The 18932-nt window shown below is 49.5% G+C and carries 19 protein-coding genes; 8 read left to right on the plus strand and 11 right to left on the minus strand.

The window, feature by feature from the left end; all coding sequences use genetic code 11:
* Positions 1–27: 27 nt before the first annotated feature.
* Together ACW73I_RS14095 and mtaB are read left to right on the plus strand one after the other, a co-directional pair.
* Positions 28–1257, plus strand: coding sequence for a nucleoside recognition domain-containing protein (locus tag ACW73I_RS14095; RefSeq protein ID WP_458030082.1), 1230 nt, complete (start codon positions 28–30; stop codon positions 1255–1257).
* A gap of 8 nt (positions 1258–1265) precedes the next feature.
* Positions 1266–2552, plus strand: coding sequence for a tRNA (N(6)-L-threonylcarbamoyladenosine(37)-C(2))-methylthiotransferase MtaB (gene mtaB / locus ACW73I_RS14100; protein ID WP_458030028.1), 1287 nt, complete (start codon positions 1266–1268; stop codon positions 2550–2552).
* Between the two features lie 72 nt (positions 2553–2624).
* On the opposite strand, the gene ACW73I_RS14105 is transcribed toward mtaB, so the two are convergent.
* A complete protein-coding gene (locus tag ACW73I_RS14105) occupies positions 2625–3383 on the minus strand; it encodes an MlaA family lipoprotein (RefSeq protein ID WP_458030029.1) in 759 nt (252 codons plus the stop codon).
* Positions 3384–3514: 131 nt separating this feature from the next.
* Entirely contained in the window at positions 3515–4303 is a 789-nt protein-coding gene (locus tag ACW73I_RS14110; RefSeq protein WP_458030030.1) for an MlaA family lipoprotein, read from the minus strand.
* Between the two features lie 93 nt (positions 4304–4396).
* Here ACW73I_RS14110 and rnt point away from each other — a divergent pair, with 93 nt between their 5' ends.
* On the plus strand, positions 4397–5059 hold the full coding sequence (gene rnt / locus ACW73I_RS14115) for a ribonuclease T (RefSeq protein WP_458030031.1): 663 nt from the start codon (positions 4397–4399) through the stop codon (positions 5057–5059).
* On the opposite strand, the gene grxD is transcribed toward rnt, so the two are convergent.
* The 4 genes from grxD to leuS all read right to left on the minus strand — a co-directional run bounded on the left by grxD (position 5049) and on the right by leuS (position 9579).
* Complete coding sequence (grxD, locus tag ACW73I_RS14120; protein WP_458030032.1) at positions 5049–5363, minus strand: Grx4 family monothiol glutaredoxin; 315 nt, start codon at positions 5361–5363, stop codon at positions 5049–5051. The genes rnt and grxD overlap by 11 nt on opposite strands.
* 83 nt (positions 5364–5446) lie before the next feature.
* A complete protein-coding gene (gene holA / locus ACW73I_RS14125; RefSeq protein ID WP_458030033.1) occupies positions 5447–6463 on the minus strand; it encodes a DNA polymerase III subunit delta in 1017 nt (338 codons plus the stop codon).
* Positions 6453–6965 carry an LPS-assembly lipoprotein LptE gene (locus ACW73I_RS14130; RefSeq protein ID WP_458030034.1) on the minus strand — a complete coding sequence of 171 codons (513 nt, stop codon included), beginning with the start codon at positions 6963–6965 and terminating at the stop codon, positions 6453–6455. Before ACW73I_RS14130 ends, holA begins: the two co-directional genes overlap by 11 nt.
* Positions 6966–6990: 25 nt before the next feature.
* Positions 6991–9579, minus strand: a complete 2589-nt coding sequence (gene leuS, locus ACW73I_RS14135; RefSeq protein ID WP_458030035.1) for a leucine--tRNA ligase — start codon at positions 9577–9579, stop codon at positions 6991–6993.
* Between the two features lie 91 nt (positions 9580–9670).
* Here leuS and ACW73I_RS14140 point away from each other — a divergent pair, with 91 nt between their 5' ends.
* Together ACW73I_RS14140 and ACW73I_RS14145 are read left to right on the plus strand one after the other, a co-directional pair.
* Positions 9671–10159 (plus strand): zinc ribbon-containing protein, encoded by a 489-nt coding sequence (locus ACW73I_RS14140; protein ID WP_458030036.1) that lies wholly within the window; start codon positions 9671–9673, stop codon positions 10157–10159.
* A 60-nt stretch (positions 10160–10219) separates the two neighbouring features.
* Positions 10220–10993: a ParA family protein gene (locus tag ACW73I_RS14145; RefSeq protein ID WP_458030037.1), complete on the plus strand. Its 774-nt coding sequence runs from the start codon at positions 10220–10222 to the stop codon at positions 10991–10993.
* A 103-nt stretch (positions 10994–11096) separates the two neighbouring features.
* Here ACW73I_RS14145 and ACW73I_RS14150 read toward each other — a convergent pair whose 3' ends face one another.
* Positions 11097–12389 (minus strand): cytochrome-c peroxidase, encoded by a 1293-nt coding sequence (locus ACW73I_RS14150; RefSeq protein WP_458030038.1) that lies wholly within the window; start codon positions 12387–12389, stop codon positions 11097–11099.
* Between the two features lie 211 nt (positions 12390–12600).
* Positions 12601–13446 carry an aldo/keto reductase family protein gene (locus ACW73I_RS14155; RefSeq protein ID WP_458030039.1) on the minus strand — a complete coding sequence of 282 codons (846 nt, stop codon included), beginning with the start codon at positions 13444–13446 and terminating at the stop codon, positions 12601–12603.
* 747 nt (positions 13447–14193) lie between these two features.
* Between ACW73I_RS14155 and ACW73I_RS14160 the strand changes: the two genes are divergently transcribed.
* From ACW73I_RS14160 to ACW73I_RS14170, 3 genes are all read left to right on the plus strand, one after another.
* Positions 14194–14529, plus strand: coding sequence for a hypothetical protein (locus tag ACW73I_RS14160; protein WP_458030040.1), 336 nt, complete (start codon positions 14194–14196; stop codon positions 14527–14529).
* A 475-nt stretch (positions 14530–15004) separates the two neighbouring features.
* Positions 15005–16258, plus strand: a complete 1254-nt coding sequence (locus ACW73I_RS14165; protein ID WP_458030041.1) for a Gfo/Idh/MocA family protein — start codon at positions 15005–15007, stop codon at positions 16256–16258.
* Positions 16255–17367 (plus strand): Gfo/Idh/MocA family protein, encoded by a 1113-nt coding sequence (locus ACW73I_RS14170; RefSeq protein WP_458030042.1) that lies wholly within the window; start codon positions 16255–16257, stop codon positions 17365–17367. The genes ACW73I_RS14165 and ACW73I_RS14170 overlap by 4 nt, the downstream gene beginning before the upstream one ends.
* A gap of 101 nt (positions 17368–17468) precedes the next feature.
* On the opposite strand, the gene ACW73I_RS14175 is transcribed toward ACW73I_RS14170, so the two are convergent.
* The 3 genes from ACW73I_RS14175 to ACW73I_RS14185 all read right to left on the minus strand — a co-directional run bounded on the left by ACW73I_RS14175 (position 17469) and on the right by ACW73I_RS14185 (position 18881).
* Positions 17469–17612 (minus strand): hypothetical protein, encoded by a 144-nt coding sequence (locus ACW73I_RS14175; RefSeq protein ID WP_458030043.1) that lies wholly within the window; start codon positions 17610–17612, stop codon positions 17469–17471.
* Positions 17613–17756: 144 nt separating this feature from the next.
* On the minus strand, positions 17757–18518 hold the full coding sequence (locus ACW73I_RS14180) for a complement resistance protein TraT (protein ID WP_458030044.1): 762 nt from the start codon (positions 18516–18518) through the stop codon (positions 17757–17759).
* 42 nt (positions 18519–18560) lie between these two features.
* The gene (locus ACW73I_RS14185; RefSeq protein WP_458030045.1) at positions 18561–18881 is read right to left on the minus strand and encodes a hypothetical protein; all 321 of its coding nucleotides are present in this window, start codon (positions 18879–18881) and stop codon (positions 18561–18563) included.
* Positions 18882–18932 lie beyond the last annotated feature (51 nt).

Raw genomic sequence — 18932 nt, forward strand, 5'->3', positions numbered from 1 at the left:
TTGTCAGCGCCTTACCATCACTTTTCCGTGCTCAACCGTATCTGGATATTCCTTTTTCTGTCGGCTTTTGTCGCTGCGACGATCCAACTGTTCGTATTAGGCAATCAAACGGTATTCGGCGAGATGGTGGGGGCGATGTTCAGCTTGTCAAAAACCGCCTTCGAAATCTCATTAGGATTAAGCGGCGTGCTGGCGCTGTGGATGGGTATCATGAACATCGGTGAGCATAGTGGATTCATCAGCGTTTTGACCCGCGCGCTGACACCTCTATTCCGCCGACTAATGCCCGACATTCCAAAAAATCATCCAGCCCTCGGCGCGATCACCATGAACATGGCCGCCAATATGTTGGGGCTAGACAATGCCGCCACGCCGATGGGCATCAAGGCCATGCAGGAAATGCAAACCTTGAACCCGCATCCGGATAAAGCCAGCAATGCCCAGATTTTGTTTCTGGTGCTAAACACCTCATCGGTGACCTTATTCCCGGTGACTATTTTCGCCTATCGTGCTCAATTGGGTGCGTCCAATCCCACGGACGTCTTTATTCCGATTTTGCTTGCAACCTTTGCGTCAACTCTGGCCGGCTTGCTAGCGGTTGCCTGGATACAAAAAATCAGACTGCTGGACCGCATCGTATTGCTTTACTTGATTGGAATCACCGCATTGATTGCCCTAATGCTGGCGTATTTCGCGGGATTGACTCGAATCGAGATGATGCATCAATCGGCCTTGGCCAGCCACATCATATTATTCGGTTTGGTAACTACGTTTATTGGTGCCGCCGCCTGGAAAGGCCTGAATGTCTACGATATATTCATCGATGGCGCCAAACAAGGCTTTCAAACCGCCGTCGGCATCATTCCCTATTTGGTGGCGATGTTGGTAGCCTTTGGGGTATTCCGCGCCAGCGGCGCCTTGGAACTGTTGACGACGGCAATTCGGGCGATCGTGGGATTTTTTCACGGTGACGAACGCTTCATCGACGCCTTGCCCACCGCCTTGATGAAGCCATTTAGCGGCAGCGGTGCGCGGGCTATGATGATAGACACGATGCAAACACACGGTGCCGATTCCTTTGCCGGCCGGCTTGCCTCGGTCGTACAAGGCAGCACCGAAACCACGTTTTACGTACTCGCGGTATATTTCGGCGCGGTCAACATCAAACACGTCCGACACGCCGCGATCTGTGGTTTAATAGCCGATTTTGTTGGTATTTTCACTGCCATTTTCGTGACTTATTGGTTTTTTGGATAAACCGAAACATGCAAATACATTTGAAAACTCTGGGCTGTCGCTTGAACGAAGCCGAACTGGAAACCTGGGCGCAAGGCTTTCAGGTCGCAGGCCACGGCATCACGCGCGATATCAGCGGGGCTCAGTTGGTCATATTGAACTCCTGCGCGGTGACTCAGGATGCCGTAAAAAAATCCAAACAATTGATACGCCGCATTCATAGAGACAACCCGCAAGCTAAACTGGTCGTCAGCGGCTGTTACGCGACTCTGAACCCAAGCGAAGCAGAACAATTGATGGGGGTAGACCTCGTTGTCGGCAATCAGGACAAAAATCGGCTGGTCGAAAAAGCCTTAACCGAATTAAACCTGGATTGCATGCCGGCCATGTCGACCGAACCGGGCGAAGTTTCGCTGTTCGGCCGCGGCCGGCAACGGGCTTTCGTTAAAGTGCAGGACGGATGCCGTTATCGCTGCACCTTTTGCATCGTCACAGTGGCGCGGGGCGAGGAACGCAGCCGGCCGATTCAGGATGCAGTCGACGAAATCAATAGGCTGCATGCGCAAGGCATTAACGAAGCCATCATTACCGGCGTCCATCTGGGCGGTTACGGCAGCGATATTGATAGCAATTTGGTCGAATTGATACAGGCTATTTTGGAGCGAACCGACATTCCTCGCTTACGCATGGGCTCGCTCGAGCCTTGGGAGCTCCCGGATGGTTTTTTTGATTTATTCGAAAATCCACGGCTAATGCCGCATCTGCATCTACCCTTACAAAGCGGCAGCGACAGTGTACTGCGGCGCATGGCGCGCCGCTGCAAAACCGATGACTTTGCCAGTATCGTTGAACAAGCTCGGGCCACTATACCTCATTTCAATATCACCACCGACATCATAGTCGGCTTCCCTGGCGAAACCGAACGGGAGTGGCGGGAAAGCCTGACTTATATAGAACAAATCGGATTCGGGCATATACATATCTTCAGCTATTCGCCACGTGAAGGCACCAAAGCCGCCGGATTACCCAATCAACTTGGTCTGGATATTAAAAAACAGCGCAGTCGCCAATTACATGAAATCGCAGAGCAAATGAAAAAAGCTTTTATAGCCAAAAACATCGGCATTCAGATTCCGGTTTTATGGGAAGGCCAAACACAAGCGCTGGAAAACGGGCAAGTCCGTTATTTTGGCTATTCCCCCAATTATTTACGTGTTGCCTGCGATGTCGACACCGATACGATACTGGAAAATCGAATTCTAGACGCAAAACTGATACGAGCGGAATCCGGTTTCGTTGCTGTAGGATTGATTTAAAGTTCGACGCCATTACTTGGACGGCGCGATGTTTTTTCGAAGAGATTTATATCAAAACGGATAGGCTTGCGATCATTCTTCGTCGGCCTCATCGAAATTCAGCATATCCTCTTCCGGAACATTGCCATCGTGAACCAGATAATTCCGCCGGGAAAAATACGCGGCACGAAAAAAAGCATAACGGTCAAGCGCCGCCTCGTTAGCCACTTTTTCAGCCTCCAAACTATCGGCACGCAAATCGACTGCATCCGTAAGGCTTAAACCGCCTGCAACGGCGGTCGAAACCGACGACGAGGAAAAATATATCCCAGTGTAACTAATTGGATTCATTGCCGCGTCTACAATGAGCCCCAATACACCTCTGGGCGAACTTGGGCCTAACAACGGCAAGACTAAATAAGGTCCCGTAGACATGCCCCAAACTCCCAGGGTTTGATCGAAATCTTCATTATGCTTCACCAAGTCTATCGTACTGGCGACGTCAATCAGGCCACCCACCCCGACTATCGAATTCACTAAAAAGCGCGCGCCATCGGCCGCACTCTGGACGAATTTCCCCTGCAAGACATCGTTTAACGTGACGTGGATATCACCGATATTGCTAAAAAAATTGGTAACCGCCTCGTCTACGAAATCCGGGGTAATCCAACGATAACCTCGAGCGACTGGCTTCGCTACGAAGTCGTCCACACCATCATTGAACGATTGTACGCCGCGATTCCAATCTTCCCAAGGATCGGCCGGGTTGCCGGTTTGAGTCGTAGCACAACCGTTCAGATGTACAATTGCGGCGATTGCAGCAACTAATCCGCCTATTTTTTTGGCTATCATAACCGACTCCAAGCATGCCCTAATATAATTTGACGCTAACCTATCCTATCGATCGTATTGTGGTAATTCCTCCTATAAAAAAGCCACCAACCCGAAGCGGTTGGTGGCTTTTCTTGACTTCCTCGAAAATCTTAGTAAATAGGTTTGCGAATAAGCGGACCGTAACCTTCGTCTTTGAGTTCCTCGAATTTCAACACATCGTCTTCAGGAACGTTACCATCGTTTACTAAATATTTACGATTCGAAAAGTAGGCATCCCGGAAAAACTGATAGCGATCCAGTGCCGCTTCGCTCGCAACTTTTTCCATACCCAACAGATCGGCGCGTAAATCGACGACTTTTAAAGCACCTCCACCTATAGCTACCGCCGCGCCTATCCACTCAGGATTTAGATAAAATCCGGCATAGGTAAATGGATTCAAGGCGGCATCCCCGACCAAACCGACGACTCCGCGCGGCGAGCTCGGTCCAAAGAATGGCAAAACGAAATAAGGCCCGGTTGGAACACCCCATACACCTAAAGTTTGGTCGAAGTCTTCGTTGTGTTTAGGCAAATCTATCATCGTGCCGACGTCAATAAAACCGCCGATACCAGCCGTCGTGTTAACCAGCAAACGCGCGCCATCCATACCGGATTCCAGAAATTTACCCTGCAACAGATTATTGGCGCATACTGCAACATCATCGATATTGCTGAAAAAGTTAGTGATCCCTTGATCAACGAAATCAGGCGTGATCCATTTGTAACCTTCGGCAACCGGCTTCATTACATAGTCGTCGAGATTATCGTTAAATGACTGCATACTCCGATTCCAACTTTCCCACGGATCGTTTGGATCGGGTGTTTTAACCGTCGCGCATCCGCTGACTAAAGCGATCATTGCGATAGCAACTAGCGAACCGAATTTACCGCCTTGCATAACTTTCACCTCTTTAACCTGATTTGTTGTTTATAGCAGTCAAAAACTGACGTAACATACCATATAAACGACATTTTAAGCCAAAAAACGACCATGCAAACCGACTTTAAGCCACTAGGCGAACGCTTCCGAGGATATTTACCCGTTATCGTGGATATCGAAACCGCCGGCTTTAACGCAAAAAAGAACCCGCTACTGGAAATAGCCGCCGTCATCGTTGAACAAGATAAAGAAGGCCGCTTAAAAATCACCGAAAAACATCACTGCAATATTGTTCCATTCAAAAACTCGGAATTAGACGAAGCCGCATTAAAGTTTACCGGCATCGATCCGTATCATCCGTTCCGCATGGCCGTAGAAGAAAAAGAAGCCTTGAATAAACTCTTCGCCCCGATTAAATCCGCCGTCAAACGAAATGAGTGCAAACGCGCCATATTGGTGGGTCATAACCCGGCATTCGATATCAATTTTCTGAATGCCGCTATTGAGCGCACGCAGTATAAAAGAAGCCCTTTTCATCCTTTTAGCAGCTTTGATACTGCAACATTAGGCGGCCTGGTATTCGGTCAAACCGTGTTAGCAAAAATTGCAGAAGCTGCCGGCCTAAAATGGGACAATCAAAAAGCCCATTCGGCATTGTATGATGCAGAACAAACGGCGGAGTTGTTCTGCATCATCTACAACCGCTGGCAAAAATTGCAAGCATTCGAAGGCGTAGACGGGCAAACCCGCCTACTGACGAGAATTAATGCGTAGCACTATCAAGCATAACTTGAAGCTCGCCGTTGTTGAACAGATCCATCACAATATCGCAACCTCCAATCAATTCACCGTTGATATATAACTGCGGATAGGTTGGCCAATTCGAATATTCTTTCAGAGCCTCACGTATTTCCGGCTCTTCGAAAATATTGATTGCTCGATACTGCGCGTTGCAAGCTTGTAATATCTGGATAACCCGTCCGGAAAAGCCGCATTGCGGAAAGTCGGGCGTCCCTTTCATATACAAAATTACCGGTGCACTAGCTAGTTGCTCTTGGATTCTCTCGACTATATTCATGGTTTATACTTGATGTGAATTGAAAACCTAGTAATTTTATCAGGATAATATTTCGATTTAAACAACGCTCAGGCATATCGGTTTCATATGGCCATATCCGGCCGACAAGATTTCAAGCAGATTTGAAACAGAGTATCCCACCCATCTCCCGAAGTCTGACCTTTGATTTGTCGATCCGCCTTGGCGCTAAGCGCCAATAATGACCGGATCTGCGGCAATGTAAGGCGCTGCAACGCGTCGTGCATCAGCTGTTTTCGCTTATCCCAAATCTGATATTTTTTGAAAACCGACTCCCGCTGACCGCCGCCCTCAAGCTCGGTTTTTACATTGAACAAAGCCCTAGCATCGCGGCTAAGCGCCCACAATATCACCGGAGCGGCTATCCCCTCGGCCTTTAAACCGTTTAAGATTTTGACCGAGCGATTGAATTTTCCGGCCAGCATGGCGTCAGTCAACTTGAAAACATCAAACCGCGCGCTATCGGCAACCGTATCTTCAATCGTAGCTCTATCGATTTTTGCTTGGCCGTGCAAGATAAATAATTTTTCGATCTCCTGCGCCGCCGCCAACAAATTGCCTTCGATACGCGATGCTAAGACTTTTGCCGCATCGAGTTCAAGTCTCATACCTTTTCGATCCGCCCTACGCTGCAGCCAAATCAACAGTTCCCGGCCCTGAAGCGGCCAAATTTGAACGACCACGCCCGCAGCATCAATCGCTTTAAACCATTGCGACTTTAGCGAGGCCGCATCGAGCTTTCCGGCTGTGATCAGCAAAACCGTATCCGCAGGCAAATGCTGACAATAGGTCGACAATGCCTTACTGCCCTCTATGCCCGGCCTACCCGAAGGTAAGCGCAAATCAATCAGTTTCTTTTCCGCAAATATCGACATTGAATCGGCTTCAACGGCGAGTTGCTGCCAATCAACACCCTGATCGATACTAATCACTTCTCGGACGCCGAAACCGGCACGCCGCGCTGCCGCTCGAATTGCATCCGTAGCCTCACCCGCCTGTAAGGGCTCGTCACCGCTGACCAAATAAATCGGTTCAAGTGTTTTTTGCAGCGATGAATCCAACTGTTCAGGCTTAAAGCGCATCGTTGTCTTTCTTTGACTTCGCTGCGGCTTCCGCCCGAGAGATTAACATTCGCGCCACCTGTCTATACATTTCGCTTCGAATCGTAGTCTCTTCGTTTTCCTTTGCCAGTAAAGTCAATTGGTCATTAAAAAAATCCCGGCTTAATTCAATAGTTTGCTCGCGGAGCAAGGGATTTTCTTTATTATCGTAAAATTGAAATCTCAGATAATACTCAAGTTCCATTTCTTGGGATTTACCGGTCTGTCCTAAAGAGATCACCCTTCGCCTCATGTCTTCCTTTAAAACCTTGATGACGACGCCGGCCTGATTTGGCGAAGCCGCATAATTGATACGCGACGCTTTCATCAAAGCTTTTACTTCTCGATTCAAGTTACCGGACATCCCGAAAACATAAACACTTTCAAGCTCGGATGACAGAGCCATCGAACCGCGTAAATGGTAGCCGCAAGCCGTCGATAAACTCAACACAAACACCAGAACAAGCTTGCTAAAGTTTCGCATCTGACCCAAACCATTCGTAAAACAATTAAACAACAATATTCACCAACTTTTGCGGAACGACTATCAATTTTCTGACCGGTTTACCTTCAATGTAACGTTGCACATTGTCGTCAGCCAAAGCCAAGGCCTCAACCTGTTCTCTGGTCGCCGAAACAGCCACCGACAACTTGCCTCGCAATTTACCATTGACTTGTAGGACCATTTCAATCGAATCTTGTTGCAAGGCCGATTCATCCAACGCAGGCCAGACCGCAACCACGATATCGTCACCGTGACCCAATTCGCGCCAAAGTTGCTGCGCGATGTGGGGAATGATCGGCGACAGCATCAGCACGATGTTCTCCAACACTTCCTGGCGCACGGCAATACCGTTGTCGCCGGCATCCTCGAACTTATTCAGGGCGTTGACCAATTCCATGTTAGCGGCAATCGCGGTATTAAAGGTATGCCGGCGCCCCATGTCGTCCGCCACTTTTTGCAAGGTTTGGTGTAACTGGCGGCGCAAGGCCTTTTGCTCTTCGTTCAAAGCAGCCTTATCCATTATCGGAACGGCCCGGCCGCCTTCGACGTGTAAGTACACTTGGCGCCACAAGCGTTTTAGAAAACGGGACGCGCCTTCCACGCCGGCGTCGTTCCATTCCAGGGATTGGTCCGGCGGCGAGGTAAACATCGTGTATAAACGTACGGTGTCGGCACCGTATTTATCGATCAGCAGTTGAGGATCCACGCCGTTGTTTTTGGACTTGGACATTTTCTCGATCGGGCCGACGCTGACAGGGGTACCGTCTTCCAACAATTTGGCGCCGACTATTTTGCCCTTGCTATCGCGCTCGACTTCGATCTGGGTCAGATTGTAATAACGCTTGTGGCCGTGCTCGTCGATTTGATAAAAAGTCTCGGCAACGACCATGCCTTGGGTCAGCAGGTTTTTGAAGGGTTCGTCGCAAACCAATAAGCCTTCGTCGCGCAGCAATTTAGTGTAGAAACGGGCATAAAGCAGATGCAGAATCGCGTGTTCGATACCGCCGATGTAATGGTCTACCGGCAACCAATAATCGGCGCGCCGGTCCAGCATCGCCGTTTCCGCGTCCGGGCAAGCGTAACGGGCGAAATACCAGGACGATTCCATAAAAGTATCGAAGGTGTCGGTCTCGCGCCGGGCGGCTTTACCGCATTTCGGACAATCGGCCTGAGGGAAAGTCGGGTGCGCGCCTAAAGGCGATTGCGAGCCGTCCAATACCACGTCGCGCGGCAGAGTCACCGGTAATTGCTCGTCAGGCACCGGCACCGTGCCGCAATCGTCGCAATAGATCACCGGTACCGGCGCGCCCCAGTAACGCTGACGCGATACGCCCCAATCGCGCAAACGGAAATTGGTCTTGCGTTCGCCCTTGCCCAAAGCGGTCAATTGCTCTGCGATCGCACCGAAGGCCTGTTTAAACGCCAAACCGTCGAATTCGCCGGAATTTTTCAACAAACCTTTGTCGGTAAAGGCGTTTTCCTCTACACTATCGTCCGCACCGTCGGCGGAAGCGATCACCGCTTTGATCGCAATACCGTATTTCTTCGCGAATTCGTAATCGCGTTGGTCGTGAGCCGGTACCGACATCACCGCGCCGGTGCCGTAACTCATCAGCACGAAATTGGCGATCCAAACCGGTACTTGTTCGCCTGTCAGAGGATGCGTCGCCATGAGACCGGAATCGATGCCGCGTTTCTCCATGGTTTCCATGGCCGCTTCCGAGGTTTCCATCTGCTTGCAAGATTCAATGAATGCGGCAATGTCGGCGCTGGTTTCCGCCGCCTTGAGCGCCACCGGATGTTCGGCGGCCACCGCTACGTAAGTCACGCCCATCACGGTGTCGGGCCGCGTCGTGTAAATGCGCACGGGCTGGGCGAAGCCATCGACCGCGAAATCCATTTCCACGCCTTCCGAGCGCCCTATCCAATTGGCCTGCATGGTTCTGACCTGTTCCGGCCATCCGGGCAATTTTTGCAAGCCGTCGAGTAGTTCCTGCGCGTATTCGGTGATCCTCAGGAACCACTGCGAAATTTCTTTTTTCTCGACTTTGGTATCGCAGCGCCAGCAGCAGCCGTCGATGACCTGCTCGTTGGCCAAAACGGTCTGATCGTTAGGGCACCAGTTGACCGGCGCGGTCTTTTTATAAACCAAATCTTTTTCAAGCAGGCGCAAAAAAAACCATTGTTCCCACTTGTAATATTCGGGATCGCAGGTTGCCAGTTCCCGCGTCCAATCGTAGCCGAATCCCAAGCGCTTCAGCTGATCGCGCATATAATCGATGTTGGAATAAGTCCAATCGGCAGGATGCACCTTGTTTTGCATCGCGGCGTTTTCCGCCGGCAAACCGAAGGCATCCCAGCCCATCGGTTGCAATACGTGTTTGCCCTGCATGCGCTGAAAGCGGCTGATCACGTCTCCGATCGTGTAGTTACGCACGTGCCCCATGTGTAATTTGCCGCTGGGATAGGGAAACATCGACAAGCAATAGTATTTTTCCTTGCCGGTATCTTCAGTGGCGGTAAAGACGCCCGACTGCTCCCAATCAGCCTGTACTTTTTGCTCAATTACCGAGGGGTTGTATTGCTCTTCCATCCTGTTCGTCTTTTGATATAAAAAGGCGCTAGAATACCTCACAGACGCTTAAATCTAAAGCGTGACATGAGTAAAACAACAAGGAGACACCATGGGCGAAAACAAATTAATCAAAGCGTACGATGAGTTGATGAACCATTTGTACGAAGCGTTGGACGGCACCTTACATTCGGTTGCCGAAGCCTTGGATATCGCCAAAGACAAGACGGCGTCTTTGGGGGGACATACCCAGGAAGAAATCAATAAAGTCGCCGATTATGTGATGCGCGACGTTCAACACATCGCCACTTCGCCGACGCTGGAGGAAGAAAATAATTCGATGTCCGAGTGGCTTAAGTTCGACATCGACTTGATTGAAAACTTCGCGCTGGATGCCTTCATGGACATCGCCGATAAAACCAAACTCAAACTGGCGGCACTGGAAATGGAAGCGAAACAATATCATCCTTACAAAAGCGGCGAAGTCGCGAGCCCAGGCACCTTTACCTGCGACGCCTGCGGGAAGCAAATCGCGTTTAAATCGACCAGTATCATCCCCAAATGCCCGGCATGCAACTGCGATACGTTCACACGTTGTTGATAATACAGGGATAAACCTTATAATGCAGATCTTTATTAATGTTTTTTATCGAGGGCGATTATGCGCAGGGTGATTTTCAACCAAAAGGGCGGTGTCGGCAAATCCACTATTACATGCAATCTTGCGGCTATCAGTGCCGTCGAAGGCAAAAAGACTTTGGTCATCGACCTCGATATACAAGGCAACTCAACCCAGTATTTGTTAGGCGGAAAAGTTGCCGATTCGGACAAGACCATCGCCCGCTTCTTTAAAGACAGCTTGGGATTGGCGTTGTTTGGTGCCGTTAATGAAAGCCTGGACGGCACTATTCACGAGACCCCCTTTCCCAATCTCTATGTCCTGCCGTCCCATCCCGATCTGGAAGGCTTGCAAAGCCGCTTGGAGTCACGCCACAAAATTTATAAACTGAAAGAAGCACTGGAAAAATTGGACGGTTTCGAGCAGATTTATATCGATACCCCGCCGATTATGAACTTTTATAGTTTATCGGCCCTGATTGCGGCGGAAAAATGCTTAATACCGTTTGATTGCGATACCTTCGCGCGTGAAGCCTTGTATACGCTGATGCGTTCGATTGCCGAAGTCAAGGCCGACCACAACCCGGATCTGCATGTGGAAGGCGTTGTCGTCAATCAATATCAAAAGCAAGCTAATCTACCGCGCCAACTCGTTGAAGATTTAATTGCCGAAGGCTTGCCGGTCTTGGACACCAAAATCTCGACATCCGTGAAAGTACGCGAGTCGCATAGCGATGCGAAGCCGCTAATCCACTATGCGCCTTCGCATAAGTTAACCGAAGAATATCGGGCTTTGCATATAGAACTGCATCAATAAGCTTGTGCGAAAATGCCGGGAATCCTGTCCCGGCTTTGTTCCTTGATCGCTATAAACCGCTTGCCGCTAACCATCAGATCATAGGCTAAATCACGTATCGAACTCAGCGGTGACGACGATACCCATGTCTGCCGTGCTGATGTTCGAGCTCCGACTTAGCATATGGCGAAGGCGTACCGGTAGGCACACGTCTATCATGACCCCATTCGGGATAATCGTCGGTCAACGTTTTTAGAAACGCCACCAGCGCCTTTTCTTCAAAAGGCGATAAACCAAGATCGCCGAGTTCGTCACGGTTAACGGTATCAACCTCTCTCGCCTCTTCATAAAATTCCGGCTCCGGCCAACCGGTTTTGCCGAAACCGGGTTGATTTATGTCCGCTACATAACCCAAGGTATCGCGCGTGTTGTAAAAATGAACGATCTGTTCCAATGTCGCCATCGAACCGTTATGCCCGTACGGTGCAGTTAGCGCAATGTTTCTAAGCGACATGACTTTATGTTTCCCTTTTTCTTCGTCTATGCCCAGTTGACCACCTAAGCCTTCGTCAGGTTTAGGGTTGCCCGGAATATTGACATTCCTAGGCAAGCCGATGTTGTCGTAAGTAAAATCGGTGAATAAGGCCGGCTCAACCACATGACCGTCGTCATCCAAGGTCGCTTCGCCAATGTGGCATGCCGCGCAATTGCCTTTCCCATTGAATACATCGAACCCTTTGGCTTCCAAAGGTGTAAATTTAGTTTTCCCGCTTATAACATAATCGAACTTGGAATTGAATTTGTTGAACACCGGACTTTGTTCGAATAGGCTGATCGCAGTCGCCGCGGCTTCAAACACTTGCGCCTGATCTTCCGGCGAAGACATATCTATCCGGTCTAGGTCGATCCTATACGCCTGCTCGAATAAGCGTTTATATTTGCGGTTTTCCTTCAAACGATCGATAAACTCGGCGATATCGGGTAACGCCATCTCAACTGGATTCAGAAACGGCCCCTGCGCCTGTTCGATTAGCGTTTTTGCCCGGCCGTTCCAGAATTGCCCTCCGACGTAAAGACCCTCGTTTTCATCGAAGTGAAAATCCGGGCTAAATCCGGCATAACCCACACTCGGTGCATTCAAGCTGCCGGATAAGCCGTCAACTGACCCTTTTGAAACCGCAGTTCCATGTTTGACGTTATCCGGGTCGACGAAACCGGGCACACGCCTCGTGACGAACGGCTTGGCACGCGCCGGTTCCAAACTATGGCAACTCGAACAAGATTGGTTTCTGTTTAACGAAAGGTTCTGATCAGTGAAAAGCGTTTTCCCCAGTTCCTGTTCTGACGTTAACGCCGCTTGACCGGCATAACCAGTCATACTCCCCAAAAGTAAGGTTGTTCCGATCAAAGTCTTCATGCACAAGTCTCCAAAAAAGTTTGGAGCGTATTTTACAACTGATAATCATTCTCATTCAAGTTTAATTGATATGCCGTTCCCGTTTCCTTCGGACACTGTAATCATCGCACTTCAAAATTCGGCGCCTTAATCCTTCGCCCTCCTGGAGAAAAATGGAAAAGGCAGTTATTCCGAAGTGCAAACAGTGTCACTTTATGTCGATCTCGTAAAATCAGAGCAAGCCACTTATTTCACCGCATTCTTCCTCAGTCAATTCAAATTCAAAAATTGCCAAATCTTCAAGCATGTGTTCAGTTGAAGTTGTGCCGGTTAAAGGCAAAACCCCTATCTGAGTCAAATAACGGAAAAAGATTTGAGCCGGAGTCCGCTGATATCTTGCGGAAAGACTATCGATTGTGCCGGAAGCTAAAACTTTCGGATTAGCAGTTAAGGTCCAAAAGCTCTGGTAAATCACACTTTGCTGGTGGCAAAATTCGCGTAACGCTCTATCGTAACCGGTATCGGCATAAAACCGGTTTTGTAGTATTGCCGGTTTGACAGTCGCGTTTTCATATAGAAAACCGAATGTTTCAAGGCTATAGCAATTACTAATACCCAATTGCTTAGCATCGCCTGTGTGGTAAATAGTCTCCATCGCGCGCCAGACTTCCAGCAACTGATCAGCTTCTGCCAGAGGCGAATGCAATATCAGTCCATCCAAATAATGAGTCTTAAGGTTTTTTAAAGATACATGAAAAGACTGGGCCACTTGTTCCTTAAGCTCGGCTTTTGGATCGTACGGGATTTGCGCAGGATCGTGCCCATTTAAAGGCGTGAATTTACTCTGTAGATAGATCTGCTCGCGACTTATCCCTTGTTCGTAACATTTTATTAAAGCATCGCCGACGCCAGGCTCGAAATAATGTTTCGGCTGGCAAGCAGTATCGATGCCGCGAAAGCCGTGAATAATTGCCTGTTGCACCAACGATGCCGTGCGTTCCTTCTTCCATGCCGTACCATAAATCAGGCGCGGCATTTTAACACCGTAAGTCGAAGTAATTGTGTTGCTGTGATTCATATCGGCTCCAATTAGAGATTGAATTAAACAGCTTAAGGTACAAACTACAATCCCGTGTTAGTTAAGGACTAAAAAGTGAATATTTAAAATGGGTAAGATCACTTACTTCCGGGGATCATTCTCCCTCATTTCATTCCATATATCTTCCCAACACGAATGAAATTGACTATTGAATAATCTTTTCCAAAAAACGATTTCCTCCCAATAATCGCGGATCGCAAAAGGGCGTCGTCAGTGCCGTTAGATTTTTTACGCAGTCAGCCTTAGTCTACTGTCCGATGGAGCCCGCACCTGAAGCATATTGAAACACGCCTTGTTGATATAACTGAATTATAAAGGCCGTCATCGATACATCCGACCATGCGGCTGTGCCTAATTGGCGGAAACGACAACGCTGACGGAAAAAAACAACTCGACATAAGGCTGTGTTCGACTCAGCAAAATTACTAAAATACCGTTAGCCCGCTTAGACTTCGGTTCGCGCATATTGGATATCGCCATGTCGTGCGGCGCTATATCGAATTAGAAACGGAGGCAATCCACACAAAATTGAAAAGCGGCGGCAGGTTCGCCGTTTTAGACTTTTTATGTCCAAATGCGGCTGATATAAATAGATATTTTTAAAAAAAAGAGCTAACCTTTGAATAATTAAAAGAGACTACACACTTTTTAGCGTCAAAATACGACATCTAAAGATTAATACCGATTATTCGTTTCATTAACTTCGAGCGGTGAGTAATTAAGAATATGCCTGATCCTAAAAAAATTTATGTTTTAGCGTTGCTATGCGCCATATCAAATCCATCCTGGTCTAGAGAGGTTAATTTTTGTAAAGTCGTCAGAGTTATTGATGAAAACAATGTAAGTGCGCCTCCCACCATCAATTACCAGGATTGTTCAGGCATAACGTTTCTTGATTATGGCAAATATTTTGTAGAAGCATCTTGTTGGCCTGGGTCCGTCGATCTTCTGGAGGGAAAATGTGAAAAATATGGCGATAAGGATCTCGACCAGAATCAAAATGCCGATCAAGTTTCTGAAGATGAAATTCAGAAGGACTCAATTGCCGATTCTTTCAAATGAGGAGATAGCCGATATCCAGTCGATTTAGCGATTACGTAGGCTCGTCAACACCGCCCGGTCCCGTGCCTTATGCCTCGCGGGATCCATTAGGTTGGATTATCTTGTTATTTAAGATATCGCCGGACTGCGCTAATCGCCCGAATCCGCGATGTTCTCGTCGATCCACCCTAAATATCGGAGAGAAAGGTGTCTGCTTGCCTGCGTCTCAAATCAGTAGCGATGCAAAGCATCCGCACGTATCCGTATCATCGATCCGCTTACACCTTCGTTGTTCCAATTCGTACAAACGATCGGCGGTTAGGCCACCCGTTGTCGGCACTCTACGCCAACTCGCGCTCGCTCCCGACGAATCCGTTAACGGCAGTCCGGCCCGATCGACAACATCCCGCTATGGGCGCATCCGCTGCTGACTATCGGCTTCGGCGCCCATCGACATTAGTATCCTTATCCGATTCTCAATCATTCAACGATAACAATGAAAACCAAAGACCAAAGACAGAAACCGACCGAATTTCACCTTCCATCCGCCGTCGTCGCAAAACTGAAACCCGTGGGTATCGGGTTTGTAGGAGCCGGATTCGTGTTCGATTGCTATATGCAGACCCACCATCTACATCCCTGGCTGGAAATTCGGGCGGTCTTTGATAGAAACCCGGCCCGGCTGCAACAAGTAAAGGATTATTTTAAGGTTAAGACCGTTGATTCACTGGACGCCTTACTGAGCGACCCGACCATTTCAATCGTTTTGAATCTGACCAATCCGTCGGAACATTTCCAGATTTCCAAGGCAATTATCGAGGCAGGAAAACACGTCTATTCCGAAAAACCGCTTTCTACCGATGTCGAATCGGCACAAGAATTGGTGAGGCTGGCGGAACAGCACGGCGTCCAGATTGGCTGCGCACCGTCTACCTTATTCGGCGAGTCGGCACAAACCCTGTGGCGCGGGTTGCGCGAGGGTCTGATCGGCCCGCCGAGGCTGGTTATTTGCAACCTGGATGAGGGGGCTTCCCACTGCCAAAATATCGCTGAAACCCTGGTGAATCCTTCCGGCGCAAAATGGCCCGCATGGGATGAATATCGGGTGGGGTGCACCGTCGAACATGCGGGGTATGTTCTGAGTTGGCTGGTGGCTTATTTCGGGTCGGTGCGGCGCGTATCGAACTACTCGAAAGTCTGTTTCACCGACAAAGGGGTACCGGTACCCCAAGAAGAAATGGCACCGGATTTTGCGACCGCGATACTGGAATTCGATGACGGTGTCACCGCGCAAATTAACTCCAGCGTCGTCGCGCCCCCCAATCATGGGCTCAGCATTATCGGTGAAAAAGCTTATCTCAAAGTCGATCATATTTGGCCATTCGCCTGCCCGGTGAAACTGGTTTATCACGATAAACCCTGGATCAGCGAAACACTGCCCCCAGTCTCCAAGCCCGTTTGGGATCCTAAAGGGCTAAGTAAACCGTGGTACTACCGTCATTGGAGGCTGCGCTCTTATTTTCTGGATTCAGCGGACTGGAATTTTGGTGTCGGCGACGACAAAATGCGCGGAGTAACCGAATTCATGCGGGCCGTCGAATCAGGCGAGCCCTATGCCTTGGGTGGAAACTTCAGCACCCATATCACGGAAATCACCTACGCGATTCAGAACCGCTCGAAAAATGCCGAATGGCAAACCATGACCACCTCAGCACCGGCAATCGACCCGCCATCCTGGGTAAACACGTGAGCACGTTGAACAAGATACGCTGGGGCATAGTCGGCACCGGATGGATGGCTCGGCGCTTTGCCATCACTCTCAACGCTCTGGATGAAGCAAGCATTGTCGCCGTCTGCTCGCAAGACCGTGCACGGGCTGAATCATTCAAAGCGCAATTCGGCATCGAAAAATGCTATGTCGATACTGCCGATCTAGTGAACGACGCGGAATTGGATGTGATCTACGTCGCCACGCCCCATACGCTGCATTTCGCCACAGCGATGCTGGCACTAAATGCCGGAAAACCCGTGCTATGCGAAAAACCCTTCGCCATGAACGCCGACCAAGCCCGGGCTATCGCGGCTCTGGCTAAAGCAAAACAGTTGTTTTGTATGGAAGCGATGTGGACCCGGTTTTTGCCGCTGTACCGTAATCTCAAGAACGTCATAGCGGAAGCGGGATTGGGCGAGCCCATTGCGCTGATGGCCGAGTTCGGCCGTAACGTACCCTTCGACCCAACGGGTCGGTTCTACAATCCCGCACTCGGCGGCGGAGCTCTGCTCGATATGGGAGTTTACGGCATTTCCGTCGCCATCCATCTATTCGGCCCACCGGAAGAAATTATCAGCCAAGCCAGCATCGGCAGCACCGGCGTGGACGAACAATGCTCGGTGGTCTTGCGTTACCCCCAGGGCTTAGCCACCCTAACCAACAGCATTCGCAGCGAACTTAGGAATGATCTACGGTTATTCTGTACCCATGGCGGTTTAAGGGTCGCACCGCTCTTCATCGAAGCCAACCGGCTGGAACTTTGGCATTTATCAACCAACACACCGCCAGCACTGCCGCAAATAGAACCCAAATCCGAGGCAATAAGGCGGCCCCTAAAAGGTCTAGTGAAAAATCTCCTGGCCGGGGTTCGAAACCCGCCGGAGGTTTCGCCTCCTGAACCCTTCTCCACCTTGGAATATCCGTGCCTATCCAACCGGCACGCTTACCAAGCCCTGGAAACCATGCGATGTCTGCGGGAAGGTCTATGGGAAAGTCCGATACTCCCCCTGTCGGAATCGGTGCAGATAATGGAAACAATGGATCGGGTCAGGGAAAGCTGGCGTCCGCCGCAACAGCGATCCGGGTGAGTACCGGACGGCTATCGATTTGCGCAGCTCCGCCGGCTGTTGTTATTGATACGACCAAACCGCTCCCCGATTATCATTGCGCGACGATTCCAGGAGCCTAATCACATGGCCGATACGCGTCCCGGCGCATCGTAGAGCCGCTTCGCATCCGCGCTGCTTGCTAAAACGACGGCCGGTATAGCAAGTTCTTGGCTCAAATGCACAACATGATCCGGTACCACGCCCATGCGTGCTGATTCAGTCACAATGGCCGCAAGGATGCTTCGATGGAACGTTCGACCTGCCCCGCCTCTATCGTGTTCGTAGAAATCCGAAAGCGCCTTTCCCTATCGAACGTTACCAGCGTAACAAAAAGTGAATACACCCGGACCCATCGTAGCTATCGATACCTAAAACAACCCGGAAATAGACCGAACTAAGCCGGCAGTTAAACTAGGTGCAGCCTCGTTATATTCCAAGTTCGCCTGATTGGCAGTGCTTACGATACGCGTACGATATTTCTTTCTGTCGGTCACTTCAGACGACGTTTGACGCCGGGATCCGCCAATACCTTGTTTGGCGTCTTGTTGGGCGTCTTGCCTTACAATGACGCCGTCCTTGGCCTTTTCTGCAATTTCAATGTCGGTGACGACCATATAAGTAACGTCCTTAACCGCAGCGTCGGCGATCGTTTCTGCCGCACCGCCAACAAACGCTCCTGCTAGACCGCCGATACCCGCACCGGACCAACCACCTATGCCACCACCGATCGCTGCACCAACAGCGGAACCCGCAAGCACACCGCCGTAACCTGAATGTAGAGCGCTTTCCGCCGCAGTAGGACTGGCTTTTTCGACACTCAAGACATTAGCACGCAACCAATAATGCGCGGTCTCAGGATCGTTGGATATTACATAACCCTTGGATTGCAAGGCTTGCATCACCGGCTGCATAATATCGAAGTTTGCTTTATCCGACGTGTTGCGTATCTCAAGGTAAATTTGACGTTTATCAGGGCCAACCGGGTCTAAAAATATGGTATCGCTCATCTTGGTCTGGACGTCCAAGTCTTTTTTCGCAATCGATGTATGCACTGCGGCGCAACCTCCAAGCAATAACGCAAGAGTGCTTGCGCCGACAACATTGACCCAGCTCGCCCGAAAATTAGTCATTTTTCTCTCCAAAATTAGTATCGAAAATCAAACGGCAAATTACTAGTAAGGCCAATAATACCCGTAGTAACGATAAAAATAACTACAATCGCGATAATCGGACCAGGAGTATCGCCTTAAATCGCCGCAGGTATATCCCCTACGCCAATACCTGCTAGGTGTGGTTTTGGGAGGAATACCCCTTTTAGTGGCTTCTTCTATATACGCGTTCAAGTTGGCTTCCGTTTCAACGCTGAATAATTTTCCCATGACTTCCTCGTTAAGGCGTTTTTGCATGTCGCTGACTTCGTCTGCGGAGGCGATTTTGCAACCAATCGCCATGATCAGGATGAAATATAACTGAGAAGAAAACATTAATTTCATTTTATTAGCCCTCCAAATCATTGCTCATTTGAGCGACGCCTTTTTGAGTAC

The organism is Methylomonas sp. MgM2 (assembly GCF_054172045.1).